General features: G+C 55.6%; 17 protein-coding genes. 2 read left to right on the forward strand and 15 right to left on the reverse strand.

Annotated features, from left to right (window positions below):
• The first annotated feature begins 98 nt into the window (after positions 1–98).
• Positions 99–980 (forward strand): LysR family transcriptional regulator, encoded by an 882-nt coding sequence (locus tag GQY55_RS09280; protein WP_160040460.1) that lies wholly within the window; start codon positions 99–101, stop codon positions 978–980.
• A 192-nt stretch (positions 981–1,172) separates the two neighbouring features.
• On the opposite strand, the gene GQY55_RS09285 is transcribed toward GQY55_RS09280, so the two are convergent.
• The 15 genes from GQY55_RS09285 to GQY55_RS09355 all read right to left on the reverse strand — a co-directional run bounded on the left by GQY55_RS09285 (position 1,173) and on the right by GQY55_RS09355 (position 21,037).
• Positions 1,173–1,730, reverse strand: coding sequence for an NADPH-dependent FMN reductase (locus GQY55_RS09285; protein ID WP_160040463.1), 558 nt, complete (start codon positions 1,728–1,730; stop codon positions 1,173–1,175).
• Between the two features lie 72 nt (positions 1,731–1,802).
• On the reverse strand, positions 1,803–3,209 hold the full coding sequence (locus tag GQY55_RS09290; protein WP_160040466.1) for an MFS transporter: 1,407 nt from the start codon (positions 3,207–3,209) through the stop codon (positions 1,803–1,805).
• Between the two features lie 140 nt (positions 3,210–3,349).
• A complete protein-coding gene (locus tag GQY55_RS09295; protein WP_160040784.1) occupies positions 3,350–3,904 on the reverse strand; it encodes a TetR/AcrR family transcriptional regulator in 555 nt (184 codons plus the stop codon).
• Positions 3,905–4,102: 198 nt separating this feature from the next.
• The gene (locus GQY55_RS09300; protein WP_236575509.1) at positions 4,103–5,476 is read right to left on the reverse strand and encodes a sulfatase-like hydrolase/transferase; all 1,374 of its coding nucleotides are present in this window, start codon (positions 5,474–5,476) and stop codon (positions 4,103–4,105) included.
• 87 nt (positions 5,477–5,563) lie between these two features.
• The gene (locus tag GQY55_RS09305) at positions 5,564–7,864 is read right to left on the reverse strand and encodes a glycoside hydrolase family 3 N-terminal domain-containing protein (protein ID WP_160040469.1); all 2,301 of its coding nucleotides are present in this window, start codon (positions 7,862–7,864) and stop codon (positions 5,564–5,566) included.
• A 127-nt stretch (positions 7,865–7,991) separates the two neighbouring features.
• Positions 7,992–9,605 carry an extracellular solute-binding protein gene (locus GQY55_RS09310; RefSeq protein ID WP_160040472.1) on the reverse strand — a complete coding sequence of 538 codons (1,614 nt, stop codon included), beginning with the start codon at positions 9,603–9,605 and terminating at the stop codon, positions 7,992–7,994.
• A gap of 46 nt (positions 9,606–9,651) precedes the next feature.
• Positions 9,652–10,560, reverse strand: coding sequence for a carbohydrate ABC transporter permease (locus GQY55_RS09315; protein WP_160040475.1), 909 nt, complete (start codon positions 10,558–10,560; stop codon positions 9,652–9,654).
• Between the two features lie 15 nt (positions 10,561–10,575).
• Entirely contained in the window at positions 10,576–11,538 is a 963-nt protein-coding gene (locus tag GQY55_RS09320) for an ABC transporter permease (RefSeq protein ID WP_160040478.1), read from the reverse strand.
• 415 nt (positions 11,539–11,953) lie between these two features.
• Positions 11,954–12,781, reverse strand: a complete 828-nt coding sequence (locus tag GQY55_RS09325; protein ID WP_160040481.1) for a C40 family peptidase — start codon at positions 12,779–12,781, stop codon at positions 11,954–11,956.
• 372 nt (positions 12,782–13,153) lie between these two features.
• Positions 13,154–14,740, reverse strand: coding sequence for a glycoside hydrolase family 43 protein (locus tag GQY55_RS09330; RefSeq protein ID WP_160040483.1), 1,587 nt, complete (start codon positions 14,738–14,740; stop codon positions 13,154–13,156).
• On the reverse strand, positions 14,713–15,711 hold the full coding sequence (locus GQY55_RS09335) for a pectinesterase family protein (RefSeq protein WP_160040486.1): 999 nt from the start codon (positions 15,709–15,711) through the stop codon (positions 14,713–14,715). The genes GQY55_RS09330 and GQY55_RS09335 overlap by 28 nt, the downstream gene beginning before the upstream one ends.
• Before the next feature lie 79 nt (positions 15,712–15,790).
• On the reverse strand, positions 15,791–17,161 hold the full coding sequence (locus GQY55_RS09340; RefSeq protein WP_160040788.1) for a glycoside hydrolase family 28 protein: 1,371 nt from the start codon (positions 17,159–17,161) through the stop codon (positions 15,791–15,793).
• A 67-nt stretch (positions 17,162–17,228) separates the two neighbouring features.
• Positions 17,229–18,347 carry a glycoside hydrolase family 88/105 protein gene (locus tag GQY55_RS09345; protein WP_160040489.1) on the reverse strand — a complete coding sequence of 373 codons (1,119 nt, stop codon included), beginning with the start codon at positions 18,345–18,347 and terminating at the stop codon, positions 17,229–17,231.
• A gap of 156 nt (positions 18,348–18,503) precedes the next feature.
• Entirely contained in the window at positions 18,504–20,021 is a 1,518-nt protein-coding gene (locus GQY55_RS09350) for an extracellular solute-binding protein (protein WP_160040492.1), read from the reverse strand.
• A 47-nt stretch (positions 20,022–20,068) separates the two neighbouring features.
• A complete protein-coding gene (locus tag GQY55_RS09355) occupies positions 20,069–21,037 on the reverse strand; it encodes an ABC transporter permease (protein ID WP_442953609.1) in 969 nt (322 codons plus the stop codon).
• Positions 21,038–21,329: 292 nt separating this feature from the next.
• Here GQY55_RS09355 and GQY55_RS09360 point away from each other — a divergent pair, with 292 nt between their 5' ends.
• Positions 21,330–22,214: a carbohydrate ABC transporter permease gene (locus tag GQY55_RS09360; RefSeq protein ID WP_160040495.1), complete on the forward strand. Its 885-nt coding sequence runs from the start codon at positions 21,330–21,332 to the stop codon at positions 22,212–22,214.
• The last annotated feature ends 57 nt before the right edge of the window (positions 22,215–22,271 follow it).

The following is a 22,271-nucleotide window of genomic DNA, read 5'->3' on the forward strand; positions in this document are numbered from 1 at the left end:
GGGGGTAACTATATGAAAAATATTTATTAAATTGCGATGATTAACTTTTTTCATATATATTTTTAGCAGAATGGATGCGAAGCATGGAGGGGAAAGGGATGGACATCAGGCAGTTGAAATATTTTATCGCCATTGTGGAAGAGAGGAAAATATCCGCAGCCGCCCAAAGATTGCATATGTCCCAACCGCCGCTGAGCCAGCAGCTGAAGGCGATGGAAGACGAACTGGGAACGCGCCTCGTAGAAAGAAGCGGAAAAACGCTGGAGTTGACCGCCTCCGGAAAAGCGCTCTACCAATACGCCCTGCAAATGACGCAGCTGATGGACGAGGCCGTGTCGGAGGTCAAGGAGGTCGGCAGGGGCGCCAAAGGCAGCCTGAACATCGGGATCAACACGTTGTCATCCGTTGAATTGCCCGAACTGCTGCACCGATTCCAGGCCCGTCACCCGCATGTAACCTATAAAATCCAGCAAAACGAATCGTCCCGCCTGTGCGAACTGGTCAAAAGCCGGGTGCTGGAGCTTGCGATCATCCGCCTGCCCTTGGAGCTGGACGCTTTTTCGGTCATCCACCTGGCTACGGAGCCGTTTTATTTTCTCGCTTCAATGGAGAAGCCGGGAATCGGCCCGGAAATCGACCTCTCCGACCTGCGGGAGGAGCCGCTGATGCTTCCGAGCACGGAAGGGCTGGGCGTCCACTACACCATCCATATGGCGTTTACCGCCCGGCAAATCAAACCGAACATCGTCGCCGAATGCTCCGACATTCCGCTGCTGCTCAAGCTGGTATCTTCGGGTTTCGGCACGGCGATCGTGCCCGAAACGGTCGCCCGCCAGCTTGAAGGCCGGAATATCCGCGCAAGCAAAATAACGGATCCCCGGCTGTCCGCGGCGTCGGGTTTGATATGGCTTAAAGGGCATCATCTGTCCGCGACGGCCCAGCATTTTGTCGAGATGATGAAAGAACGGCATACGCATTGAAATGTACGGCGCATGAAATGAAACCTTCCTACAGGAGCGCAATCTCCTTTGGAATTCTGTAGCGGAAAAATAGCCGGCGCCAATCATTGACAAAACACCGTCAATGTCATTTTGAAGAAGGCTGGTCGCTTCCCGATATCCTAAAAAAGCGAAAACACGCCGCTGCCGGCGTGTTTTCGCTTTTTTCTGCATTTATCGGCGAAGCGTTCCGAGTGCGCCGCTCCAGGCTATCACCTGGTCCAGCATGGTATTCAGGACGCCTTCCTGATAAGGCGCAGGTTTAAAGACGGTGTAGTTTTCAAAATCCCCGTTAAAGGTCAAGCCGACCTGGGCGCGGACGACGGCCAGCATCAGCTCGCCGGCGATCAGGCGAAGGTTTTCGGCGGCGCGCACCCCGCCTCCTCCGCCGTATCCTACGATTCCCGCGGCCTTATTGTTCCATTCGTAATATAAGTAATCGATCGCGTTTTTGAGCGCGCCCGAGATTGCATGGTTGTATTCCGGCGTCAGAAACACGTACCCGTCAAAGGATTTGATTTTCTCCGACCAGGCGATCGTATGGGGTTTCGTGTATTGGCCCGATGCGGCCCCCATCGGCTCATCCAGCAGCGGCAGGTTGTAATCCGCGATGTCGACGATTTCGAATCTGGCGTCCTCCCGCCGCTTCGCGATCTCGTACACCCATTCCGCCACGGCCTTCCCGTTGCGCCCCGGGCGCGTGCTTCCAATGATAATGGCAATATTCAACATATGTTTTCTCCTCCTCGTTTGTATTGGATGATGCTTATGAATAAATAGGCGAATCGCCTTATCGAAACCGTTTCAGGCTTTTCCCTGCGGCTGCGCCGCCGCGCCGGCCGGCTTGATGCCGGGAAGGCTTCCTTTTTTCAAATACCAATGTCCCGCGATCAGCAGCACGACATGAACGGCCGCAAGCACCAGGAATATATTCGAATAAACATAAGCGCCGCCGGTGCTGAAGTTCAGCGGGTTCCAGGCGCCGCTCGCGCCCATGTCGATGATTTTGCCGTTAATGGCTACGGCGACGCTCCCCGAGATGAAATTCATCATGGAAAACATGCCCATACCGACGCCCGTTTGCGACTTCGGAAGCGTTTTGGACGCCGAGCTGGCGAGCACGATGTTCATGAAGGATTGACCGACGTTTCCCAGCACCAATATAAAGGCGATGGCGACCGGCGATGCCCCCGTGAAGACCGACATCAAGGCAAAGCAGGACAGCAGCATGACGGAGGCGATATGAAATACAAACGAAACGCCTTTCGTATCGGCGAGCGTGCCTCCTTTTTTCCCAAGCAGCGCCGAACATAAAGCTGCCGGAACAAGGGCGAGCCCGATCCAGCCGGACGACAGCCGCTGTTCTCCCGCCAGCAGCAGCGGGCTTAAAAAGATCAGCGAATACGATATGCCCGTGATCAGGAATGTGGCCGCCAAGTAAACCATATAGCTTTTATTCTTCAAAAGCTTCGGCTGAATGAAAGGTTCTTTGGCCAATCCGATCCGGAGGCCGAACAGGATAAACGCAGCAGCGCCTCCGGCCATAATCAGCCACGAATCTTCCGATAATCCGAACAGCAGCATGCCTACTCCCGCGCCCAGCAAAACGGCTCCCGGCCAATCGACCTGCCCCGCCGCTCCCGGCTCGTCGTTCAAAAATTTGCGGTACCAGGGCAGCAACAGCAGCGTCAGCAGCGGGATGCAAAACAACCAGCGCCAATCCGCCACGCTTGATACGAGCGCCGAAACGACGGGACTGAGCGCGTTGCCGATGGCCAGCCCTACGGCCGACATCCCGAGGGCGGTTCCCCTTTTCTCCACCGGAAAGTAACGGACGGGGATTAACGTCGCCGTTGCCGGGATAACCGCAGCACCAGCCGCCTGAAGCGCCCTGCCGAAGATAACCATGCCGAATGTCGTCGAGCAGAGCCCGAGCACGGAACCGGCGGCAAAAATGAACAGGCCGACGGTCAGCAGCTGCTTCAGCCTGTATTTATCCGCCAGCTTGCCGTAAATCACCGTCCCGATGGCATAAATGAGCGTATATACGGACGTCATCCAGCTGACCTGCGAAAGGGTCAAATGGAACTGCTCCCGGATTTGCGGAAGCACGACGTTGAACATCCCTGCGCTCATGACGGATATAATCAGGGTGCAGGCCAATAGGCGAATCAGTTTCATGGCCTGGGCTTGCTGCGCTTCATCTTGCATATCCACCATCCTCCTCGAATGAACGTCAGTACTGACTGACATTTAATGCAAAAGAAAAACGTCTTATTGACGTATTCTTATACTGCCTTGCTGCCTAACATTAATCTTGCATAAATTACCGGAATGCTTGCCGACCGGAATCAAGGGGCCAGCGCTTTCGCAAAAATCCGGACGCTTTCTTCGATAAACGCGTCCAAGGTCACGCCGGGGAAGTTTTCGTCTTTCTCCAGTTCATTCAAAAACGCGCCGAAATGCATCATCAAAAAGGACAACGCCTGGATTTCCGGATTTGTCCGGGCCATTTTCCCCTTCTCGGCCATCGCCACGAAATACTGCGTCAAAAACTCCATCAGCCGCAGCGGATGCTGCTGCGTTTGCTGCCGAATGCCGGGAAGATGCGCCTCGTCCTTGATGCTGATCAGAATCATTTTCCGGTTGCGGTTCATCGTCTCGTGGTATTTCCGCGCGATCAGCAGCAGATCGGCATGCAAATCCCATGTGATCTGTTCTTGAAAAAGATTCGCCATTTCCCCGGTGTAATGGAAACGTTCGAAAGCCTCGTCGATCAGCTTCCGCTTGCTGCCGAAATGGCGGAACAGCGTCTTTTCGCTGACGCCGGCAGCCGCGGCGATTTCTTGGGTGGTGACTCCCTTATACCCCTTCTCGGAGATCAAATCGATCGCGGACAGCAGCATTTTATCCCGGTTGCATAATGATTGCTCCACTACGGCTCATCTCCTTGCGAAAGTATGTCAGTGAGTACTGACAGTCATTATATTATGCCAGAAAATTCTAGATGTCAATGCCGCTGATAAAAAAATGTCCCCTACACCTCCCGGGTACGGTACCCAAAGATGGATGCAGAGGACAAAACTTCCGAACGTTATCCCTGTCTATGCCGGCAAAACGGGCACTTCCTTCATAATGTCGCCGCCCTCCTCCATCCAGCGCTGCAGTTCTCCCGCCAAACGCCTGATGTGAGGTTCGTTTGCCGGATCGTCCGACACGTCGCGCGTTTCCCATGGATCGGCTTCCAGATCGAACAGCTGGATCCGATCCGTTCCCGTATCGGTCACGGGCGAATGGTAATAACGGATCAGCTTCCATCTGCCGTCTTTAACCATCCGCTGCACGTCCCGGTAAGCGGTGCATACGACAGGGCGAAGCCGCTCCCGTCCTTCGAGGAGCGGAACGAAGCTGATTCCTCCCGCGCCGGAAGGCATCCGGAGTCCGCACAGCTCGGCGAGCGTCGGGAACATGTCGATGTTGCTTGCGGGCGCCGAAATCCGGAGCCCTTGCGGAACGCCCGGTCCCCGCATGATAAACGGAATCCGTATGCTGTGATCATACACGTTCTGCTTGCCCATCAATCCGTGCTGGCCGATCGCTATGCCGTGATCCGCCGTATAAACGATGATGGTCTCTTCGTATATCCCTTGATCCTTCAACGCGGAGACCACGCGTCCGATTTGGGCGTCCATATGGGTAATCATCGCGTAGTAGTCGGCTATATGGCGGCGGATTTCCGCTTCGCTCCGGGGAAGCCGCGCCAGCTTTTCGTCCCGGACCTCCATGTCCCCGGTGTCGAACGGATGGCGCTCCATGAAATTGGAAGGTAACGGAATCGCCTCCGGATCATACATCCCCGCATACGGCTCCGGTGCGGTGCGGGGATCATGCGGCGCGGTATAAGCCACATACAAATAAAACGGCCGTTCCCGATCATGATTCCGGATAAAGTCGACGGCAGCGTCGGTAAACAGCTCCGTCGAGAAAGCTTCGCTGATCCGCTCGCGTTCCTGGGGATAACGGCCTTCGGGATCAAACGGCTGCACCGGAACGCGGTCATGGTCGCTCATCCCGTAGAAAAACAGCTTGTCGCCGCCTGCAAAGCTCCGGGCGAAACTCCCCTTGTCATTATGCCACTTGCCTACGGCGTATGTATGGTAGCCGCCGTCTCGGAACGTTTGCGGCATGAGCGGAACGTCGGGACGAATGTTCACGGAATGCTCCCAAACGCTGACGTCGCTGCCGATCATCGACTCGAAGATGGGCCGGCCCGTGTTCACGCATGCCCGGCTGGGGGCGCAGACCGCCCCCGTCAGCCCTCCGAAGATGTGCATCCCTTCCAGCGCCGTGCCCTCCGCCGAGAGCGCGTCCAGCGTCGGCGTGCGAACGACGGCGTTGCCCGAGGAACGGATCGCCTCATATCGATGGTCATCCGCAATGATGAAGACGACATTAGGCTTTTTCATGCTGTATTTCATAATGCGGCACTCCCTTTTCATAACGAATTTCTAATGAAACCGCAACGGATGATTCCGGCCGGCCGTAAATCGCGGTTCGGCGCTTGCTTATACTCCTCTTACGCGTAATATTACGCTTTGAACATCCGCCGAATGGGGGCCGACCATGATGTCGAAATCGCCTTCTTCAACGGTCTCTTCCAAGTCCCTGCCGACAAAGGACAGCTGCTCCGCATCGATGTCGAACGTCACCTCCCGGGTTTCTCCCGGCTCCAGGAAAATCTTCGAGAATCCCTTAAGTTCCTTGGCCGGACGGGTGATGGAGCTGACTTTGTCCCCGATATAAAGCTGCACGGTTTCGGCGCCGGCCCGTTCGCCCTTATTCGTGACGCTCACCGTTGCGGAGACGCTCCCGTCGGACGTCATTTCAGGAGCCGAGAGGGAAAGCGCCCCGTATTCGAATTCGGTATAGCTGAGGCCGTACCCGAACGGATAGGCGGGCTGCATATCGGTTTCGAGGTAACGTTTGCCGACCGTTCTTTTGCCATTGTAACGAACCGGCAGCTGACCGACGGATTTAGGGATCGATACGGTCAGCCGTCCCGAAGGATTGGCGTCGCCAAACAACATGTCGGCCACGGCGTTTCCGCCCTCCTGTCCGGGATACCACGCCTCCAATACGGCGTCGGCATGCTCGTCGATCCACGGCTCCGCCACCGGCCGCCCGTTGATATAAACGACGACCAGCGGTTTGCCAAGCTTCGCGAGCTCTTCGGCAAGCTCCCTCTGCACGCCCGACAGCCCGAGCGTGGAACGGTCGATTCCTTCCCCGCAGTCCATGTCGCTGTGCGGGCTGTCCGTGACGACCGATGCGCCGGTACGGAGGTCGATCGTCCCTTCGCCGAAATCGCGTGCGCTCGAACCGCCCAGCACCAGCACGATGACGTCGGCTTTCCCCGCCGTCTCGACCGCCGTTTCGAAGCCTTCCCGGCTGTCATCCTTGATTCTGCACCCCGGGGCGTAAAGAACCCTTTCCGGGGCATGCGACAATTGGTTTCGGATGCCGTCGAGCACGGTCACGACGCTCCGGCGGGGCTGCGGCGACGTATAATCCCCAAGCTGGTTGTAAATGTTGTCCGCGTTCGGGCCGATGACGGCGATTTTACCGGCGCCATGTTTGCTTAAAGGCAGCGTACGGTCCTTATTTTTCAACAGCACGATGCCTTCAAGCGCGGCCTGCCGGGCCAAAGCGATATGCTCGCGGCTTCCGATGACCCGGGCCGCGCGTTCGGGATCGGCGTAAGGCCGCTCGAACAATCCGAGCTCGAATTTGATGCGCAAAATGCGGGATACCGCTTCGTCCAGCGTCTCCATGCCTACTCGCCCGTTCAACACTGCATGCTCCAGATGGGCCCGGAACATGTCGCCGGACATTTCCATATCCACGCCGGCGTTCAGCGAAGCCGCGGCCGCTTCCTCCGGATTTGAGGCCGTATCATGCCCCCACACCAGCATGTTGATCGCCCCGCAATCGGTAATGACAAAGCCGTCGAAACCCCACTGCTTCCGAAGCACATCCGTCAGCAAATACGGATCGGAGGTGCACGGAACGCCGTCGATTTCGTTGTACGCGGTCATCACCGATTTCGCCCCGGCCCGGACGGCCGCACGGAACGGCTTCAAATCCACCTCGTGCAGCTCGCGCAGCCCCATATGGACCGGCGCGCTGTTGCGCCCGCCTTCGGAGCTGCCGTATCCCGCAAAATGCTTCAGCGTGGCGATGACGCTGTCATCGGCGTCCAGCCGGCTACCCTGCAGGCCGCGGACGGCCGCTTCCGCCATGGCCGAGGCCAGGTACGGATCCTCGCCGTACGTTTCCTCGGTGCGTCCCCAGCGGGGATCGCGGACGACATCCAGCACCGGGGAATACGTCGCGGCCCCGCCTTGGCTGCGCGTCTCCAGCGCGATAGCCCGGCATACCTGCTCGTACAGCTCCCGGTTCCACATGCTGGCCAGCGACAAAGGCACCGGGAAGACGGTCGCCCCGATCGCCATATGGCCATGCGAGCATTCCTCCCCGAACAAAATCGGAATGCCGAGCCGCGAATGCTCCATTGCGTAACGCTGGATGGCGTTTATCGTTTCGGCTCCCTCCCGCGGAGAGAGTCCCGTCTCAAGGGTGACCTCCGTCCAAGGATCGGCGCGCAAAACGCCGTAAAGCGAACCGACCCTTCCTCGGGCCGCTTCCTCCTTGAACGCTTCGGCTAACCTGATTTCGCTTCCGTTTCGCTCGTACACCTTCCAGCCGAACAGCTGCACAAGCTGCCCGACTTTTTCTTCCAGCGTCATCAGCCGCAGCAGATGCTCCGTTCTTGCTTCGATGCTTAATGATGCGTCTTTGTAACTCATTGGCTGCGTTCCTCCTCCATCCCCCGCTTTTTCCTGTCATGCAATGTTTCCATGAAATTATAAAGGCAATAGCCAACCCCCGGCGAAAACGCCGGAGATGTTGGCTATTGCGGCTTGGAACGTCAGGTTATTTTCCGGTGTTCCAGCGGTCGTATGCTCCTTGGTACAACTCGACGATGCGGTCGGATCCCATTTTCTTGAGCTGGGCGATGTAGTTGTCCCAATCGGACAGCGGCACTTGCCCGGTCACGAATTTGGCTTCCATCTGCTGCACGTACGTATCCAGGTCGGAGAACAAAGCGGATGCTTCGGTTTGCTCTTCGTTTGTCAGATAGACGTTAGGGAAAGGCGTTTTGCCGATCGGCACCAATTTTTCTTTGTTTTCTTTGTCGATCCAATCGTCGAAGTCGGTCCGCAGCCCTTTCGATACTTCAGGATCGCCGATGCCCGGCGTCAAGATGCCGAAGTTAGGCGTGATCGTTCCGCGGTATTCCTCGCGGTCGCCGCCGCCCGGCACCGGCAGCCATTCCTTCACGTGGTTAGCCTTGTCTTTGTATTTCCACAGCGTGCCTTCAGGTCCCTGGTTGAACAAAGTGGAACCTTCATAGCCGTACAGGTAATCGATCCAACGCATCGTCGCTTCCGGGTTAGGGTTTTTGTTCGTGATCGCGAACGTGCCGTTGGCGGACATCCCCGGATGTTTGCCGTACACCGGCGTTCCCGGAATTTCGCTTTGCACCGGCGTCATGAGCGGGTTGTCCCCGCTTGGTTCGCCGCCGAGCGTGAAATACGGATAATAGTCGTTGAACAACGCGATCCGGTTGTCCTGCCCTTTCGCTTTTTTCTGGTCCGGCGTTTGCGAGAACGTTTCGTGATCCAGCAGGTCTTCCTTCCACAGCTTGTTCATGAACGTCAAGTATCCTTTGTAACCTTCCTCCTGAGGGGAGTAATGCACCTTGCCGTCTTTGTCGGCGTAAATTTTTTCGTCGTACATGCCCCAGAAGCCGAAGAAGTACATCCGCAGATCATCCAGTTTGACGGAAGTCAGCGGGATTTCGTCCTTTTTGCCGTTGCCGTTCGGATCTTCTTCTTTGACGCGTTTCAGGAACGTATACAATTCGTCGGTCGTTTTCGGCAGCTGCGTGACGTGAAGCGCCTTCAGGAACTTGCCGTTGTACCACATCGGGCTGCGGTACCAGACGGCGCCGGTATCGATGAACGGGAGCGCATACATATGTCCGTCAGGCGTCGTAAAGGATTTGCGGACATCCGGATGCTCGTCGAGAATTTTTTTGAGGTTTGGCGCGTAACCTTCGTCGATGTATTTTTCAAGCGGCAGCAAAATGCCCTGCGTACCGTAAGTCACCTGCTCCGCAGGCTTCAGGTCGGCTGCGTACAGCATATCCGGCAAGTCGCCGCTCGCGAACATCAGGTTTTTCTTCGTGGCGAAGCTGTCGATCGGCGAAAGCTGGGGTTCCAGGTGAATGCCGGTCAGTTTCTCCATCTCTTTGAGGACAGGCATCGTATTCCAGTCCGCTTTCCCCGCATCCTGCGACATCACTTTCAGCGTCAACGGCTTGTCGACGATCGGAAAGCCATCTTTCTTTACCCCTTCCGTCGTTGAAGAAGCCGACGATCCTTTGCTGCCCTCCCCATCCTTGGACGATCCGCATGCCGCCAACAAGCTGGCGGACACCGCGAGGCAGAGCAAAATGGATGAAGCCTTGCGAATCTTGTTCATGACAACAACTCCCTTTTGAATGTAAGTTATTGAATTTATGGCAAGATCAGCCCTTGACGGAACCGATCATGACACCTTGCACAAAGTAACGCTGAAGGAAAGGATAAATGACGATGACCGGCACGGTTGCCACGATGATGACCGCGTATTTGACCAGCGCCGCGATTTCCGCTTTGCTGTTCATCGCCGCCGCCGTCGACGCGTCGATCGCCCCGCCGCCTTGCGCCGCCATCTCCTGCAAAACGAGAATTTGGCGCAGCACCAGCTGCAGCGGATATTTGGCGGAATCATTCAAATAGATAAGCGCCGAGAAATAGCTGTTCCAGTTGCCCACGCCGTAAAACAAGGCCATGACCGCAATGATCGGCATCGACAGGGGCAGGATGATTTTGACGAACAGCCGCATATTGGTGCAACCGTCGATTTGGGCCGCTTCCTGGAGCTCCTTCGGAATCGAGCTTTGGAAGAACGTGCGGGAAACGATGATGTTCCAGATTGAAGCGGCCGACGGTATGACGATCGCCCACATCGTATTGATCATGCCGAGCTGTTTCACCAGCAGGTAGGTCGGCACCAGCCCGCCGCCAAAAAACATCGTCACCATGAACATGCCCATAAAGAAGTTGCGTCCGACGAAATCCCTGCGGCTCAGCGCATATGCCGCGGGCAGCGTTACCACGAGGTTGATGGCGGTCCCTACCGCCGTATATAAAATGGTGTTCGCGTATCCGGTCCAAATGTTCGAATTTTCAAACACCCGCTTGTAACCCTCCAAGGTGAACCCTTTCGGCCACAGCCACATTTCCCCGGAGCCCACGAACTTCGGATCGCTGATCGATGCGCTGATCATGTAGACGAGCGGATAAAACACGATCAGAAAAGCCAGGAAAACGTAAAGATAGTTGAAGACGAGAAACGCCTTGTCGCGTTTGGTTTCGCTTACGCCTGAAAGCATCCGTGCAGCCTCCTTTTACCACAAGCTGTTTTCGCTCGTCCGCCGTACGATTTGATTCACGACGATCAGCAGCACGCAGTTGATCACGGAATTGAACAAACCGATCGCCGTCGAAAAGCTGTACTGGGCATCCACGAGCCCCGAGCGGTAGACGAACGTTGAAATGACGTCGGAAGAACTCATATTTAACGGGTTTTGCAGCAGCAATATTTTTTCGAAGCCGACCCCGAGCAAACTTCCCATATTGAGAATCAGCAGGATCGTCATCGTCGGCACCAGCGTCGGAATATTAATGTGGCGAATGCGCTGGAACCGCGAGGCTCCGTCGATGATCGCCGCTTCGTGAAGTCCCGGATCCACGCCCGAAAGCGCCGCGAGGTAAATGATCGTCCCCCAGCCCGCGCTTTGCCATACGCCGGATAGCACGTACATCGTTTTGAACCATCTCGGATCCGTCAAAAAGTCCGGCGATTTGAACCCGAACCCTTCGATGATGTGCGTCACGATCCCAGTCGACGGGGACAGGAACGAAATGATCATCCCGGCCATGACCACGACGGAAATGAAGTGAGGCGCATACGTGACCGTCTGGGCAAGCTTTTTAAAGAAGCCGTTCCGGACTTCGTTAAACGCCAGCGCCAGAATGATCGGGATCGGAAATCCGACGGCGAGTTCGTACAAGCTGATGCTCAGCGTGTTCCATAACAAGTCCCAGAAATAATAAGAATGAAAAAAGCGAGTGAAATGGTCGAAGCCGACCCACGGGCTGCCCGTGATTCCTTTGGTAGGAATGAAGTTTTTGAACGCGATTTGAATGCCATACATCGGTCCGTAGGAGAAAATGAGAAAGTACAGAAACGCCGGCGCTATAAAGATGTAAAGCTCCCAGTTCTGAACTACCCTTTTCCAGACGCCTTTGCCGGTTTTTTTCGGTTTCGGCGCCGATCCTAGCGGAATGGCGGTTTTCGTATCCTGCATAGAACCACTCCCTCATCCACTGAACGTTCTTGCCGGCCGCAGCGCCCGGGTTTGGCCACCGGCACGCTGACAGCGCTTACAACCCAAAAGATATCCGACCGCGGGGAAACCGTAAATATGCCATTTTTGCAGACGCCTGAAAGCGGCTACAATCCTGAATGAAAACCATGCCAAAACATGTACGGCCAATCGCAAATATGTCATTTTTGCTGCGATTGTCGCCTATTTAACGCCCGCACCGCAAAAATGACAATCGGCGGACAACCCCTGCGGCGCCTTGTTTAAAGCTGACATCAAAAACGCCATGTATACGCTTACAACGAGATGTCGGGTATTTCATTGACGCGGCAGCGACAATCGCTTGTCCCGAAGCAAAAAACACGCCGTTTCCGGCGTGTCGGTTCGGGCTTGTTTTTTATTTCAATGCGCTGCCGCCGTATAAAAAGCGGTATTTCCACGAATTTGTAAAATCCGTCACGACGACGCCTCCCGCTTTTTGCGAATAGGTATGAAGGAGTTTGCCGTCCCCCAGGTACAACGCGACATGCGTGATCCGCTCTTTGGATTTGTTGATGCCTTGGTACGCGGCGCTGCTGGAACCCTTGTAGCTCATGAAAAAGAGGATATCGCCGCGCTTCAGTCCGCTCACGTCATAGACCGGCGTGCTGTTGTCTTGAATCCAGGTTCCCTGCTTGCGGGAATCGGCCGGAAGCACCAAACCGGCTCCTTCCTTGAAAATTTGGCGGATAAAATCCGAGCAATCGAAGGTCGTCGTCGTATTCCGGTCGGAGCCGAATTCATACGGCGTACCCAAGTATTTCATGCCCGTTTGGATGACCTTTTCGATCGCTGTGGACGCGTTTTGGGATGGCTTCGGCGCAGGCTCGTTTTGGGATGGCTTCGACGATCCTGCCGATCCCGCGCTCTCTTTGATGTATTGGCTGGAGGCGCTGATGTATCCGACCTTGCCGGACGACGTTTTCACTTTGTAGTAATAAGGCGTGCTCTGGGCCAAAATCGTTACCTGCTCCCCGCGCTTCAAGTAACCGAGCACCTGGCTGGACAGGGAGGGCTTGTCCCTTAATCGGACCGAGGCTTGAATCAAGCCTGTCTGAAGCTTTGCTGCCGATTGAACCGAAGCCGTCGCCGCAGCCGCATGGGACGGGGACGGAAGAATGAAGGCTGCCGATAGCGCCGCCGATGCCGCAAGAAAGCCGAGTATACTTTTCTTGATGTTGATCATGTTGTTTCCTCCTTGAAAAATTACATCTTTGTAACATTTAGGATATAATTCTGCCTCAGGCAGCGTATTTCTTGTGCTGTCCCCCATTATGTCAAAGCTCGGGTGAGGAGACATGGTCAATATTTCACAATAAAACTCTCCAAATTATGGTTAAATATAGGTCTTTTGTCCTTTTTAATCCTTAAAAATGGTTTATAAGGAATAATAAGGATTTGAAATTAAATATCCTTCAAAGTTGTAACCAATAAAGCAGCGCATCTATTGAGACATTAGTGGCGGGAACCCCTTGAATATACAAAAAAACGGCGCGCGATACGCGATCGCAAACGCCGTTTCCATGGCGCATGTCCGCAAGTGGCGGTTAGCGCGGTTTTATTCGTCTTTTCCTTCGTAGCGGAAGCAGGCAAAATCGGCATGGATGCCCTCAAACCGCTGCATGTCGTGAACGGCGACGGCTATAAAATTGCCGGTAAAACCTCCGCTCAAAAAGCCGATGTCGATCGTCTCATGCAGCGGCCGCCACTCCTCCCCGTTTCCGGCGCGGTAATAGAACCGCGCTGTTGTACCGTCCACAGCGACGGACAGATGGACCGGTTCCCCGTTCCCTGCCGGAACGACGACCGGAAGCAGCGTAAATTCGTCCGCCGCGCAGCGCATCATCCGCAGCACCTTGCCCTGTCCTTCTTCGTGGGTGGCATAAGCGTACAAATAATTGTCTTCGTTCAGGTACAGCAGCAGCCCCGCCATTTGTAAATAACTTTCAGGCGCAAACTCAAACGCGGTTTCGGCAAGGAAACGGACGTCCGTCTGCCGGATCGCCACCATATGCTGGCGAAACAGGCTTTGCGGCGACTCGCCGGCGCGGATCCGCAGGAAACCGGGGCGCTCGCGCAGGGAGCACCAGCTTTCATCCGCCAAAATCCGCAGCGTGTTCCACGTTTTGTCCAGCCGCTCGCCGTCGAATGCGTCTTCGAAAATATGCCGTTTCGCCTGCTTTGCCCTCTCCATGCCGAGCGGCGCAGGCACCTCCGTGCGCGGGTCGCTGCCGCCGCCGGTCAGGCGCAGCCAGCCTTCGTCATCCCAATACACGCTCTGCAGCGCCGTTTCCCGCCCCAAAATGGCGTATTGGCCCTCAACCGGACGCGTGCAAAGATGGGCCATGTACCATTCGCCTTGCGGCGTTTGCACCAGGCTGCCATGTCCCGCGCATTGGAGCGCAAGCTCCGGCCGCCCGCGCGAGGTCAGCATCGGATTGCGCGGATCGACTTCGTAGGCGCCGAGCAGCTCCTTCGAGCGCGCCACCGTCACCGCATGACCGGAGCCCGTTCCGCCTTCGGCCGTTATCAGGTAATAATATCCGCCCCGTTTGTAAATATGGGGAGCCTCCGTCTTTTTCAGCCACGTGCAATCGAACAGCTTATGCGGCTTTCCGACGAGCCTTCCCTTTGCCGGATCGTATTCCTGAATGACGATGCCGCTCGATTTGTTGCCTTCCGGAATGCGGTAATCCCACAAGGCGTTCAGCAGCCATTTGCGCCCGTCCTCGTCATGGAACAAAGACGGGTCGAAGCCGCTGCTGTTCAGATACACCGGTTCGGACCACGGCCCTTCAAGGGACTCCGCGGTGATCAAATAATTATGCGCATCCTTAAACGGGCGTTTCGTGCTTTTGACGTCGGTGTACACCAGGTAAAAAAGACCGTCGCAATAGCTGAGCTGCGGCGCCCATATGCTGCAGTTTTTCGGGTTGCCCCGCAAATCGACCTGGTCCGTCAGCAGATCGGTGAAATGCTCCCAGGAGGCCAAATCCCGGGACCGGTACACCCTTAGCCCCGGAAGCCATTCGAACGAAGACACCACGATGTAATACATGTCCTCCACGCGCAATATGCACGGGTCCGGATTAAATCCTTTCAAAATCGGGTTTTGGATCACGCCTCTTTCCGTCGTCGCTGCCATGTTCCGTTCTCTCCTCCCTGAATCCAGAAATCCGTGCCTTGGAACACGTCTTGTTTAGCCGGAGCCGCATCAAGCGAATCGGTGCAAAGCGCCCATGGAACCCGCCGCTCCCGCAGCGCTAGGGCGCCGGAAACGCCGAATTCCCGGTAACGGACCTTCGTTTCGTTGGCGGGATTGTCCCAGTTATGCCAACCTGCGGGAACGATATGCCCGCCCAGCTTGCAGCCGACGAAATCCGTTTTGGCATGTTCCCGCCAGGGACGGCCCAAATAAACGTCCGAAACGCCCTGCTCCGCCGTCAACAGGCAATCCCGGAACACGTAACCGTGTTCCGCTCCCGGCGGCGTCGAAGCCGCCGTCACATACCCGCTCCCCCGCTTCGCATGCCGCAAGCTGCGAATCTCGCACTGCTCGAAATAAGCGGTCGCTCCGCCGAAAATAAAATCGACGGTGCCTTCGATCCGGCAGTACCGGTACAGCTGGCGGCAGCGGTCATGATGCTCCCGAACCGGGATTCCGCCAAACGAACCTCCCTGCTTGGTCGCCGGGGGCAGCGGACCGGTAAAAAGCGTGTCCTGATGACCCTTGAAGGTGCAGCAGCGAAAAACCGCTTCGTCGCAATACGCGGATACCGCAACCGCCTGCCCGATGTCGTCCCCCTGCCCCGCCGCATTGGTCACGGTGAGGTTTTCCAGCATCAGCCGCCTGCCTCCCAAAAACAAGGTCGGCGTCGCAAAGGTTCCGATTTCCTCCCCCTTCTCGTCCTTTTGTTTCGCGTAACGGCTTCTCGTGATCTCCACGCGCCCGATGCCGACGATGCGCAAATTCGAGCGGTAGATGCGAACGGCCTCTTCATAAACGCCGGACATGATGTACAGCGTTTCCGGCTGCTCATTGGGCAGCCGTTCCAGGGCGTCCGCCGCTTCCCCGATCGTATGATAGTCGCAAAAGCTTTCCTTTCCAACCAGCATGCATGGCCGTCCTTTCTTCGCCCTCTTCAATCGAATTCAGCCGTCGATATCCAACCCTTCGGCAACCCCCCTTAAGGTTCTACGCTTCCGTCTCGCTAAGCTCTTCCACCGGCGGAGCCGCCGTAACCTGCTCCACCAGCTTTTCCGGCTTGCGCGTGTTTCGCGAGCGGCAGTCCACCACCTCGACGTCTTCCCCGTTTTCGATATAAAACGCAGGTCCCTCGTGATTTTCGATCGTGACGTGGCGGAACCGTACGTCCCGCACGTTACCGAGGTAAAACCCCCGGTTATTCATGTCCTCGATCCCGGCCATCATCGCCGGTTTACCCGGAACGGCCCGTTCGGCCATCGAAATGTCGATGTCCGCAAACGTCACCTCGGCAACGTACCGCTCGGCGAGTCCGTACAAAAAGCCGGCCGCCGCATGGACGTTCCGGGCCGTAACGTTGGCAAAATGAATCCGCCGGAACGTCGGCGTCTCCTCCGTTACCGGGTACGGGCGTTTATCCCATACGTATTTGTCTTTGCCGCGCGGGCCGCAAAAATAATACAGGTTCATAATAAACGGGCAAATCACGTCCTCCATCACGATATTGCTGACCCGTACATCTTCCACGGTTCCTCCGCGGCCCCGTCTCGACTTGAGCCGGATGCCGCGGTCGGTTTGCTTGAAGATGCAGTTCGCGATGGTCACGTTCCGAATGTCCCCGCTCATTTCGCTTCCCATCACCACGCCACCATGGCCGTGGATCATCGTGCAATTGGTGATCGCAATGTTTTCGCACGGAACGCGTTCTTTCGTGTCCTCGGTTCCGGACTTGATGGCGATGCAGTCGTCCCCGACGTCGATATGGCAGTTGCTGATGCGCACGTTGCTGCAGGATTCCGGGTCGATGCCGTCGGTGTTCGGCGAATCGGCCGGGTTCCAGATCGAGACGTTGTCGATCGTCACGTCGTTGCAGCGGATCGGGTTGATCGTCCAGCTCGGGGAATTCCGCAGCGTCACGTCCTTGACGGTGACCCGGGAGCAGCCGTCGAGGCTGATCAGCTTAGGCCGCGGATACTTCAGTTCTTGCCTCCGGTTGCGAAACAAATCCCACCACGCCTGGCCGTTGCCCTCAAGCGTCCCGCTGCCGGTAATCGACACGTTGACGACGTCTTTGCCGAAAATGCAGGAGGCGTGAACCGGACGCTGAACGCCTTCCCAGCGGGATTCCACGGCAGGATAATCGCCGGGATCCGTCGTAAAGGAAAGCACCGCCCCCGGGCTCAGCCGCAGCTCGATATGGTCCTTTAAAAAAATCGCTCCCGTCCGAAAGGTTCCCGCCGGGACGTATACGGTGCCGCCGCCGGCTTCGCTTGCCGCCGCGATGGCGGCATGGATCGCTTCCGTGGAAGGTTCGGGACTGTTGCGGCGCGCGCCGTAATCGATAATGTTATGCACTGGGATGCCAGCTCCTCTCCGTTAAGTTGAACTCCGGCCAACCATAATCATCGGGGCCGACGCCCGCAATTCCTTATGGGCGGGGCAGCGCTTCATATTCGGCGCACGCCTGCAAAAAAGCGCCCAGCCCTTTTTGATCGTTCGTTACGATCGGCTCGCTGATGTAATAGGCGTACGTGCCGTCCCGTTTGTCGGCGCCGCCGAGTCCGGCAACCTGGCAGTTTTTGTTCAGATTGACCCAGCCTTCCTTCGTTTCCAGCACGAATTCGGAAATCAGCCCGCGATACGCTTGATCGAGCGTTCCCCGCCAGCTTTCGTCCAGCGCGCCCAGACGGATTCCTTTGGCCATCGCATAGGTGAACATGCTGGAAGCGGAAGCCTCCAAATAATTGCCCTTCCGGGCTCCCTGATCCACCACCTGATACCAGACGCCGCTTTCGGCGTCCTGGAATTGGCGGATGGCCGCCAACGTATCGTTCAGGATGCGGACAATCTCGTCGTAATCGGCATGCTGCTTGGGCAAAATGGCCAGCACATCAACCAGCGCCATCACAAACCAGCCGAGGGAACGGCCCCAGAAGTTGGCGGACAGCCCGGTTTCGGGATCGCACCAAGGCTGCTCCCTTTTTTCGTCCCATGCATGGAACAAAAGCCCCGTCTTGTCATCCTTCGTATGCCGCTCGCACAGGATAAACTGCTTCGTGACGTCGCCGATGCCTTTCCCGTCCTCAAACGTGAGCAAATATTCGAGATAAAACGGGGAGCCCATGTACAAACCGTCGAGCCAGATTTGATAAGGATAAATTTGCTTGTGCCAGAACGCTCCCTCGGATGTGCGCGGATGCGTCTGCAGCTGCGTTCCGAGCAGCTCCGCCGCTTTTTTGTATTTATCCTGCTTCGTTTCGGCATACAGCACGAACAGCAGCTTCCCGTTATTGATATGATCGATGTTATATTCGTCGAGGCGGTACCCCCGGATCATGCCGTCTTCCTGAATAAATGCGTCCATGTTGTCCCGAATGTACTGAAAGTACGCGCGTTCTCCGGTTTGCCGCCAGAGCAGCTCGAAGCCTTTCAGCACCACGCCGTAATCATAAGACCATTTGCCGTGATATCCTTTGTCCTCATACAGTTTCGGGGTGCGCTCCATGATGGATTCGGCCGTTCGCCCGGCCCAGTTTGCCTGTTCCATGATGACCTCCTGCGGAATAAACAGGCCCTAACCCCGGGTTAGGCGGATAGGGCCTTATTTTTGATATGGGTTATATTGCTCCATACTGAAATTAGACGATGAATGCCAAGCAGCCGCTACGGTTACGGATCGTTAAGGATTGAAAACCGTTAGCCATTATTTTTTCGCTTCTTGGTAAGCGGCTTCGTATTCGGAAATGATTTTGCTGCCGCCGGATTTTTTCCAGTTCTCGACCGCGTCCTTAAAGCCGTTCAGGTCGATTTTGCCAAGAATGTATTTGTAAGTCGCGTCGGTAATGATTTTCTGCAGCTCGGAGCCCTGCGTGGAGAAGGTTTCCGATTCCAGCGAATAAGCAGGGTTCAGCACCGCGTAGTTCGCGTTTTCCTTGATCAGCTTGTCGGATTCGGCCTTCAGCGGATCGGAATCGTGGATTTTATAACCGGTTTCGTTCGGACGGGAAGACGCGAATGGCTGCACTTCCTGCTGCCACAAATCCTGGTTGATGATCGTGGCCGCATCGTTTTCGTCCACTTTGTAGTGAACGTCCTTGATGCCGTACGTCATCAGCGCGTACGTATCGTCATCCATCAAATCGTTGACGAATTTCAGCACCCGCTTCAGCTCCGCTTCGTCCTTCACTTCGGATTTCGGGAAGGCCAGCAGGCCGCCGATGCCGTTGTTTCCGGCCCAAATATGGCGCTCGGATTCGCTGCCGGTCGGCGTAATGTTGTTGACCAGCACGAGCTCCATGTTGTCCTGAACGCCTTTGGCCATGTTTTTCAGGTTTTTGCTGTCGAAGAGGGCTCCCACGTAAATGCCGGCTTTGCCCTGCGCGAATTTTTGCTGCTGGTCGGTTTTCGCCGTCACGGCAAAGTCCTGGTTGATGTAGCCGTTATCGTACAGCTTTTTCATGTAATCCATCGTTTTGACGTATTCCTCGGTATCGAACTCCGGCGTCATTTTGCCGTCTTCGCTTACTTTCCAATAGTTCGGGACGCCCATGTAGGAGCCCAGCGTTTTGAAGGCGCCGTAAACAAGATCGCTGCGGTCCATAAAGCCGGTCGTGTCTTTTTTGCCGTTGCCGTCCGGATCTTTTTCGGTAAACGCTTTGGCGACCTCCATCAGCTCATCCATCGTTTTCGGCACGGGCAGGCCGACCTTGTCCAGCCAATCCTTGCGAATGACGACGCCGTTGCGGGCCAAGTCCTTCTGGAACGGGATGCCGTACAATTTGCCGGCGATGGAAGCGGATCTGCGCGTATCCTCCGAAATTTTGGCCAGGTTCGGGAACTCGTTGAGATACGGCTCCACCTCCCAGAACACGCCCGATTTGAGCGCATTGCGGACGGAAGAGTTGTCAAGAATGGTCAGGGTAACGATATCCGCCAAAGAGTCCGAAGCAAGCGACGTATTGATGCGCTCTTCCTTGGAAGCGTCCGGAATCCAGGAGAACTTGACCTCCGCGTTCGTTTTTTCTTCGATCTTCTTGATGATCGTATCCGTCGGAGGCGACGCCGTATGCAGTATGTTGAGCCAGGTAATGGTGGTTTTTGCGTTCGGGTCGGCGCCGCTGCCGGTCGTCGTTCCCCCCGTTTTCGTCTTTTCGCCGCATGCCGTCAGCACCAGCGTGGAGCAAATCGCAAGCGCAGCCATGGTTTTGACCATCTTTCTCATCTTCATTTCCCCTTTGTAAAAAGATAGAGTGGATCTCATCCGCTTGCTTAATAGACGCCGTCTTCCCCGAATTTTTTGGCGAGCCGGTTGGACAGCATCACCAGGATCAGCCCTACGAGCCCTTTGAAAAGGCCTACGGTGGTGCTGAAGCTGAGCTGGCCGTTTTTCAGACCGGCGGTGTAAATGTAGGTGTCGAAAATTTCGGCGACCTCGCGGTTGAGGGAATTAAGCAGCAAGTACATATGTTCAAAGCCCAGATCGAGCGTGCTGCCGATTTTTAAAATCAGAAGCGTAATGATGACCGGACGGATGGCCGGCAGCGTCACATGCCATGTTTTGCGCAGCCTGCCCGCGCCGTCCATTTCAGCGGCCTCGTACAGTTGGGTGTCCACGACGGTGATTGCGGCCAAATAAATGATGGTGGACCAGCCGAGCTCCTTCCAAATGACTTGTCCGATGTATACGGTCCGCAGCCATTCGGGAGAGGTCAGGAAGCTGATTTTCGGCAGCCCGAGCGCGGCGAGCATTTCGTTGAACACTCCTCCGTCTACCGTGAGGAACACATACGTAATGGAGACGATGATGACCCACGACATAAAATGCGGAATGTAAATGATCGTTTGAACCGCGTTTTTGAACAGCTTGTGCCGGACTTCGTTCAGCATGAGCGCCAAAAGGATCGGCAGCGGAAAAAAGATGAGGATGTTCAGCGCAAACAAAATCAGCGTGTTGCTCAGCAGCATGAAAAACGTCGGCTCCGTAAACAAACGGATAAAATGCTTCCATCCGACCCACGGGCTGCCCGCGATGCCTTGGTAGGGCTGATAGTCCTGGAACGCGATCACCAGACCGCCCATCGGCAAATATTTGAAAATAATGAAGTAAAGCACGCCGGGCAAAATCATAAGGTACAGCAGTTTGTTGCGTTTCAGGCTTTCCAGGCGCATTCGCGCGGGCCGCTCCTTTTTTGCGGTTGCCATGTTCATGTTCACTGCGGCGGTACTTGAATCCTTCACCGAGTCGACCTCCTTGTCAGCGTGTTGACGTCTACGTTGTTCAGCTTAGGATCTTTTCGGCATTCCGTACATAATCATTTCATGACAGCGGTTGCAAAACCGCGTAACGACGCCTTTTCCCGCCGCTCCATCTCATCTGATGATCACGATGCAACATAATGATTATACGGCCCGTCCGGCCGAATTTGCCCGCGGTTTGACGCCCGCATCAGCATCTTAGCATTTGATTATATACGTAACTCTTCCGTCTTGGTACAGTGTCCATGAAACCGACTACAAGGAGGACAAACTTATGGCACGATCCCTTAGAAAAAAAGAATCCGCAGGCAGCATCGCATTTACGGTTGTAAACAGCACGTTATTGATTTTGATCGCGCTTGCCTGCCTGCTGCCTTTCGTGAACGTGATCGCCAGTTCGTTTGCATCGACGCAGGAAGTGGTGGCCAAAAAGTTCATTTTGTTCCCGACCACGTTCTCTTTGGATGCCTACCGTTACATCCTGTCGACGCCGACCATTTTTAAAAGCTTGGCCGTATCGATCGGCGTGACCCTCGTCGGCACGCTGGTGAGCATGGCCCTGACCGCGCTGATGGCGTACGGCCTGTCACGCAAATATTTATATGGAAGAAATGCGATCAACTTTATCGTCGTGTTTTCGATGCTGTTCAGCGGGGGCATGATTCCGACGTTCCTCGTCGTCAAAAGCCTTGGGCTGATCGATTCCTACTGGTCGCTCATTCTGCCGGTCGCAATCAACGCCTTCAACCTGATCATCATGCGGAACTTCTTTCAGGCGCTGCCGGACAGCCTGGAGGAATCGGCCAAAATGGACGGCTGCAACGACTTCGGGGTGTTCTTTAAAATCATGCTTCCGCTGGCGCTGCCCTCCATCGCCACCATTTCGCTCTTTTACGGCGTGGCATACTGGAATACGTACATGAACGCCATCCTGTACATTACCGATTCCGTCAAATGGCCGATCCAGGTGCTGCTGCGGCAGATCGTCATCGTTTCAAGCGGCATGCAGGCGGAAAGCACGTCCGTCGACGTCATTCCTCCCGCGCAGACGATCAAAATGGCCGTCATCGTGATCGCGACGGTGCCGATGCTGATCGCTTATCCGTTCGTGCAAAAACATTTCGTCAAAGGCGCGCTGCTCGGCTCGGTCAAAGGATAACCCCGTCTTAAAAACGAAGTCTTGCTTTCCCCGCAGCGTTGGAGATGCGTGAAAACA

It is taken from the genome of Paenibacillus sp. USDA918EY (assembly GCF_009870825.1).
In the GTDB taxonomy this organism is placed as follows: Bacteria; Bacillota; Bacilli; order Paenibacillales; family Paenibacillaceae; genus Paenibacillus_AQ; species Paenibacillus_AQ albilobatus.

Coding starts and splice junctions, on each gene's coding strand:
- GQY55_RS09330 (WP_160040483.1), bottom strand. CDS start 14,740: ATGGCAGCGACGACGGAAAGAGGCGTGATCCAAAACCCGATTTTGAAA.
- GQY55_RS09300 (WP_236575509.1), bottom strand. CDS start 5,476: ATGAAATACAGCATGAAAAAGCCTAATGTCGTCTTCATCATTGCGGAT.
- GQY55_RS09305 (WP_160040469.1), bottom strand. CDS start 7,864: ATGAGTTACAAAGACGCATCATTAAGCATCGAAGCAAGAACGGAGCAT.
- GQY55_RS09315 (WP_160040475.1), bottom strand. CDS start 10,560: ATGCTTTCAGGCGTAAGCGAAACCAAACGCGACAAGGCGTTTCTCGTC.
- GQY55_RS09360 (WP_160040495.1), top strand. CDS start 21,330: ATGGCACGATCCCTTAGAAAAAAAGAATCCGCAGGCAGCATCGCATTT.
- GQY55_RS09285 (WP_160040463.1), bottom strand. CDS start 1,730: ATGTTGAATATTGCCATTATCATTGGAAGCACGCGCCCGGGGCGCAAC.
- GQY55_RS09320 (WP_160040478.1), bottom strand. CDS start 11,538: ATGCAGGATACGAAAACCGCCATTCCGCTAGGATCGGCGCCGAAACCG.
- GQY55_RS09345 (WP_160040489.1), bottom strand. CDS start 18,347: ATGGAACAGGCAAACTGGGCCGGGCGAACGGCCGAATCCATCATGGAG.
- GQY55_RS09350 (WP_160040492.1), bottom strand. CDS start 20,021: ATGAGAAAGATGGTCAAAACCATGGCTGCGCTTGCGATTTGCTCCACG.
- GQY55_RS09335 (WP_160040486.1), bottom strand. CDS start 15,711: ATGCTGGTTGGAAAGGAAAGCTTTTGCGACTATCATACGATCGGGGAA.
- GQY55_RS09295 (WP_160040784.1), bottom strand. CDS start 3,904: ATGCTGCTGTCCGCGATCGATTTGATCTCCGAGAAGGGGTATAAGGGA.
- GQY55_RS09310 (WP_160040472.1), bottom strand. CDS start 9,605: ATGAACAAGATTCGCAAGGCTTCATCCATTTTGCTCTGCCTCGCGGTG.
- GQY55_RS09290 (WP_160040466.1), bottom strand. CDS start 3,209: ATGCAAGATGAAGCGCAGCAAGCCCAGGCCATGAAACTGATTCGCCTA.
- GQY55_RS09280 (WP_160040460.1), top strand. CDS start 99: ATGGACATCAGGCAGTTGAAATATTTTATCGCCATTGTGGAAGAGAGG.
- GQY55_RS09325 (WP_160040481.1), bottom strand. CDS start 12,781: ATGATCAACATCAAGAAAAGTATACTCGGCTTTCTTGCGGCATCGGCG.